Annotated in this window: 1 protein-coding gene and 1 rRNA gene; one reads left to right on the plus strand and one right to left on the minus strand. The window is 32.5% G+C overall.

Annotation, left to right across the window (positions count from 1 at the left end):
- Nucleotides 1-427: 427 nt before the first annotated feature.
- Entirely contained in the window at nt 428-1,288 is an 861-nt protein-coding gene (locus tag AC220I_RS21815; RefSeq protein WP_486725980.1) for an SAM-dependent methyltransferase, read from the minus strand.
- A 631-nt stretch (nt 1,289-1,919) separates the two neighbouring features.
- Between AC220I_RS21815 and AC220I_RS21820 the strand changes: the two genes are divergently transcribed.
- A 16S ribosomal RNA gene (locus tag AC220I_RS21820) occupies nt 1,920-1,991 on the plus strand; the annotation flags it as partial.

A 1,991-nucleotide genomic window follows, 5' to 3' on the forward strand; every position in this document is an offset into this window, starting at 1 on the left:
TCCTCCAGCGTCGATGGTACTTGGCGGGCAGCTGCCTGGGAGAGTAGAACGTTGCTGGTTACAAAAAGATCTGATTGAATAATCAGGTCTTTTTGCTTTTTTGACAAGACCATAACCATTTACATAGTAAAACCTTCTCTGTGCTTAAGGCAGAAGTTGAATAATAACCTGACTTTTAAAAGGAAGTTTAAATGTATTAAAATCTTGTTATGGTGGTAATGAGATAATCTTGATAGGCTATGTTGATCAATAATAGTTTCATACTTATTTAGGCGTTGAACATTTAATTTATAAGACATACTTTGTAAAAATAAGGCACTAATAGATTTACCCTTTTGCATTAAAGCGCGGATATCTATTAGTGCCTATCTAATGTCAATATGAAGGAAAGCTTTAAAAAAGCCTACTATAATAGAGGGTAAATGCTTTACCTTTTTCTTGCATAAACGATTCGTTCGATGGATGTACTTTGTAAACCACGATTTAAGGGTCTTACATAGGTATCAAATAAATCTTCGTATGATTTATCTTCTATTAATTCCCAATCAAATTGAAGTAAAAATTCTTCAACTTCGTCTGGATTAAGTCCAAAATGCCAAATTTTATCTTTCAAAACATATTTATCATAAGCCTGCTGCCAATTCATAAGGTTTGAGCCATCTATAAAATCCCGTCGAACATAAGTAAAGACTAAGTGACTACCATTTGCTGCTCTTGATAAAAATTTAAATAGAGATTGAATCGCTTCATCTGAAAGGTATTGGGAGACAGCTTCTAAGATGAAAAAATTTGGTGATTCTAAGGAAAATCCTTCAGAAGCCAGTTTGTTGGATAGGTCTTCTTGATCAAAATCTATTGAAATAATGTGATAATTATTTGGAAGTGAAATTTTATTTTTTTCAATAAGCTTAATTTTATCTGAAACATTATAAGTCTGATCAACTTCAAAAATTTTATTGTCATTATAGACCATTAAACTTGTATCATAACCTGATCCTAAATTTAAAATACTATTAACGTCGTCCTTATATTGTTTCAATTTATCTTTCACAAAGCTTTTTCTACAAATCATTCCTGCCCATATGCCTGGAAGACTTTTTTCACTAGATTTTATCATCCAATTTAAAAGGGGTTTGAATTTAAGCACATTAACTAAAAGTTTCATACTACTTGGTAGTATTTTATAGGCGTTTTCATCAAGAGTCCCCCTGTTTTCAATTGGAAAAAGTTGCTCGATGGCAACTAAAACAGTAGGTCCCAAACCAGTTTGAGCTGCTTTTTTAGACATTTATTCTACCTCCATTAAAGATTTAAGGCATATTTACCCAATGAAATCGCTATTAATTATATATTCAGAATAATTACCATTCCTTAATTAAATTAAATTGAAATAAACAGTTGACTTAGAAATCGATATGAGGTATTATAGTCAAGTCGCCTAATGAAGTTGCTGTTTAAGTCTGGCGGCAGTAAAGTGAATATCAAATATGGTTTTGTTAAAGAATGTAAATTACTAATAGACAATATATTAGGAATGCAATGTTGAAAAAATACTTTAAAAAAGAAGTAAAAAAGATATTGACAGTGATTAACATAACTGATATACTGATATAGCTGTCGCACATTAGCACAAAGGCCTTAAGGCTTGAAATGATAATGAAGCGACAAGACACAGGACCTTGAAAATTGAATAGCGCAAATGAATTAAAACACGCAATTCTTTGAGCTTATGGAAATCATTTCGGTGATGGAAGTTGCTTAACGGAAACAAGTGATAAAAGTCTGAAAAGACAAAACGGAAACAAAAGCCATTTAGATCTTCGGATCGAAAATGAAAGTTAGCTCATTTATGAGTCCGGCCTACGTTTGCAAGCAAACGTTACGTTGGATTTGTTTAACGAAGTTAAACAATAAGGATTATAATTAAGAGTTTGATCCTGGCTCAGGATGAACGCTGGCGGCGTGCCTAACACATGCAAGTCGAGCGAGAA

The sequence above is a fragment of the Fusibacter sp. genome (assembly GCF_057447755.1).